Raw genomic sequence first — 3,854 nt, 5'->3', positions numbered from 1 at the left:
CCGCACGCTCGTCGACCCTGGCAAGCCTGGGTTCCGGTCCCTGTGCTGCTGCCCGGTGAGAAGACGAGCACCCGCCTCGACCCTGCGAAGAGCCTGTACAGTCGCGTCCCCGAGATCGAGGCTCTCGACGGCGTGCTCGACGCTGGAATCTGGATCGGCTACGCGTGGGCGGACGAACCCCGCTGCCAGGCGACGGTCGTCGTGACCGGCGACGACGTGGGCCTCATCGAGGCGCGGGCCGCCGAGCTCGCCCGCGCCGTCTGGGACGCGCGCCGCGACTTCGCATTCGTCGCACCCACCGGCACGCTTACCGAGTGCGTGGACATCGCGCTCAGACGCGAGCGTACGGCGGGCACCCCGTTCGTCATCTCCGACTCCGGGGACAACCCCACCGCGGGCGGTGCCGGCGACGTGTCGTGGACCCTCGGCGAGCTGCTCGCCAGGCCCGAGCTCCGCGATCCGTCGCGAACCGTCATCCACGCTTCGATCTTCGATCCGGACGCCGTCGCCGAAGCAGTCCGTGCCGGCGTCGGCGCGCACGTCGACCTCGAGGTGGGCGGCCGCGTCGACGGCCGTCCGCGCGGGCCGGTCCCGATCACCGGCGAGGTCGTCTCCATCACCCCGGGCGATCCGATCGCCGGCACGGTGGTCGTGATCCGCAGTGGCGCCGTGCACGCGATCATCACCGAGCGCCGCAAGCCGTACCACCTCGTCTCCGACTTCACCGGCCTAGGCCTCGACCCGAACGACGCGGACATCGTCGTCGTGAAGATCGGCTACCTGGAGCCGGAGCTGTACGAGATGGCAGCGGACTGGCGACTCGCCCTGACACCCGGCGGCGTCGACCAGGATCTGCTCCGGCTCGGCCACGAGCGAATCGAGCGACCGATGTTCCCGTTCGATCCCGACATGCCCGACCCCGATCTGCGCCCCGTCCTCCGCCGCCGCGGCGATCCCAACCGCACACCCTGACGAGCGACCACCCGCCGGGACCCTACCCGGCGGCCCGCTCGGACAGAACGTGCTGGAGGATGAGCCGCCCCGCACCTGTCACGCCAGCCTCCGCACCCGTCGTGGCGCGGGCGATGATGAGCTTGCGCGTGATCAGTGGGTGGCACCCGTCGTACAGCTGACTGCGCACCATGGCGACGAACGGCTCCAGAGTGGACAGTGCGCCGCCCAGGAAGACCGCGTCCGGGTTGACGAAGTTCACCACGGTGCACAGAACCTCTCCCAGGTGCCCGCCGGCCTCCCGCACCATCGATGTGACCTCAGGCTCCGCGTCCCGGGTCCGCCGGACGACGTCGGCGGTCGAATGGACGTCGACGCCGCGTTCGCGCAGGCGGCGGACGATGGCGGCCCCCGAGGCGATGGTCTCCAGGCAGCCGAGCTTGCCGCACGAGCAGGGCGTGGAACCGGCGGCGGAGACCCGCGAGTGTGTAATGTCACCGGCCGCGCCCGTGGCTCCACGGTGCAGCCGCCCGGACGTGATGAGACCACTGCCGATGGCGGTGCCGGCCTTGACCGTCACACTATGCTCGATCGGCGGCTGGTGGGCGAAGTGCTCGCCCATGGCCATCAGGTTCACGTCGTTGTCGAGCAGTACTGGCACCCCGAGCCGCTCGGCGACGTAGTCCCCGACCGCGAAGTGGTGCCAGCCCGGCATCCGGGCCGGAAGCTCGACCCGCCCGGCGTCGACGTCCACCGGGCCGGGCAAGCCCAGCGCGACGCCGCGCAACCGGCCCGTCGCGGCCCACGGTTCGGCCAGGTCCGCCCACTCGGCGATCACCATGTCGAGGGCCGTCTCCGGACCGTCAGCGACGTCGACGGCGATCTCCCGGACCGCACGGACCTCACTGGCCAGGGAGATCACCGCGATACGGACGTGTGTGCCGCCGAGGTCCGCGACCAGCACGTAGCCGCCCTCGTCGCGGATCCGCAGCAGCCGCGGCTTGCGTCCGCCACGTGAGTCGCCGCTGCCGCCCTCGTCGATCACTCCGGTGTCGATGAGTCCCTGCACATGCAACGAGACCGTGGAGGGCGAGACACCGAGCGACCTGGCCAGGTCGGCACGGGACGTGGCGTCGCCCGCGGAGATGAGTGCGACGATCCGCGACGCCAGGGCTCGATCGTCTCGCGGTCCCGGTCCTGCGTTCACCGCGCCGGAGGTGGCTGGTGCACTGTCGGAGGCCATATCGAGTTCTTTCCTTCGATCTCGAATTAAGTAGCTGCGGCCAATGATGACCGAAACCGTGTTGATCGGCAACTACCTGGCAACATCTTCGACACAAGGTCACGGGTCGATAACTTAATTCGACAGCTTTGTTCGATTGTTCCGATGTTGTGGTGTACTACCGACCTAAGTTACCCATACAGTACACAGCATGCCCAGCCAGCGACCTGGGAGACCATCGTCTCGGCCCGCCAGGGCCGGGACACCAGACCGCCGGCCTCGTCACACATCACCGCTTTCAGCGGGAATCGACCGGAAGGACTGCGATTATGAGGGTCACGAAGACAACGGTCACGGCCGCCGCCGTCGCCGCCCTGGTGCTCACCGCATGCGGCTCCGACGACGGTGGAGGCGACGCTGGAAGCGGCGGCACGTCGACGATTGTCTGGGACATGTGGGCAGGCGGCGAGGAAGACACCGCATTCCTCGACGAGACGCTGGAGATCGTCCAGGCGGAGAACCCGGACATCGACATCGAGCTGCAGACGGCGCCGTGGAACGACTACTTCACCAAGCTGACCACGAACCTGTCCGCCGGGAACGTCGCCTGCGTGACATCGATGAACGGCCAGCGGCTCTCCACCTACGCCGAGGCGTTCATGCCCCTCACCCCGGAGGACCTGGAGAAGGCCGGGCTCTCCGAGGACGACTTCGCCGATGGCGCACTCGACGTCATGACCTACGACGGTGAGCTGTACGGGGTTCCCTTCGACGTCGCCACCATGCTCGTCTACTACAACAAGGACATGTTCGCCGAGACCGGCGCCGACGAGCCGCAGCACGGGTGGACCTTCGACGACTTCGAGACGGCCGCGGAGGCGACCACCACAGACGCGCACAAGGGCTTCGGCATCGGGATGGCGGAGTTCCAATGGATGTCCTTCCCGATCGCCATGGCCGGCAAGCAACCGGTCGACGAGGACGGCAACCTGGCGCTGACCGATCCCGACTTCGTCGACGCCGCCACCTGGTATGCGGGCCTCGTCACCGAGCAGGAGGCCGCCGCCCCGGCGCCGTCCGCATCCGAGACCGGTTGGGGAGAGACCGAGTACTCCGCGGGCAATGTGGCGATGGCGGTCGACGGCACCTGGAACGCCGTGACGTACCTCAACAACGATTCGGGCTTCGCGGCCGGCATGACCAACCTGCCCGCCGGTGACCATGGCAGTACGGCGCTCGTGCTCGGCTCCGGTTACGGAATCGCCGACAGCTGCGAGGACAAGGACGCCGCCCTCGAGGTGCTCGGCTCGCTGGTCGGCAAGGACGCGCAGGACGCCATGGCCTCCTCGGGCCGCAGCTATCCGGCACGCGCGGAGTCCCAGCCGCTGTACTTCGAATCTCTCGACGACGAGGTTCGCGACGACGTCCAGGCCGCGTTCGATGCAGCGTTCGCCGACGTCGAGGGGCAGCGTTCGACCTCGGACTGGGACCAGGTCAACACCGCGATCCAGCCTCAGCTGGTGAGCGTGTACAGCGGCCAGGCAGAAATGGGCGACATGCTCGACCAGGTCCAGCAGCAGTTCGGCAACTGACGTTGATCTCGAGGTCTCGGGCGTTTGCCGCCGTCAGGCAGAAGGAGTGCTGATGCTGACCGTGCGAGCACCTCGCCGCAGGAACGCAC

The 3,854-nt window shown here is 68.4% G+C and carries 3 protein-coding genes; 2 read left to right on the top strand and 1 reads right to left on the bottom strand.

The genetic code is table 11. From position 1 onward, the window contains the following. On the top strand, positions 1 to 972 hold a 972-nt coding region (locus ELR45_RS41070), incomplete at its 5' end, for a M81 family metallopeptidase (protein ID WP_240759881.1). Positions 973 to 994: 22 nt separating this feature from the next. On the opposite strand, the gene ELR45_RS19350 is transcribed toward ELR45_RS41070, so the two are convergent. Beyond that, positions 995 to 2,194, bottom strand: coding sequence for an ROK family transcriptional regulator (locus ELR45_RS19350; protein ID WP_129667840.1), 1,200 nt, complete (start codon positions 2,192 to 2,194; stop codon positions 995 to 997). Positions 2,195 to 2,502: 308 nt separating this feature from the next. Between ELR45_RS19350 and ELR45_RS19345 the strand changes: the two genes are divergently transcribed. After that, positions 2,503 to 3,765, top strand: coding sequence for an ABC transporter substrate-binding protein (locus ELR45_RS19345; protein WP_129667839.1), 1,263 nt, complete (start codon positions 2,503 to 2,505; stop codon positions 3,763 to 3,765). Positions 3,766 to 3,854: the final 89 nt, after the last annotated feature.

The sequence above is a fragment of the Phytoactinopolyspora endophytica genome (assembly GCF_004138495.1).
Lineage (GTDB): Bacteria > Actinomycetota > Actinomycetes > Jiangellales > Jiangellaceae > Phytoactinopolyspora > Phytoactinopolyspora endophytica.
This window is presented reverse-complemented; position numbering and strand designations above follow the sequence as displayed.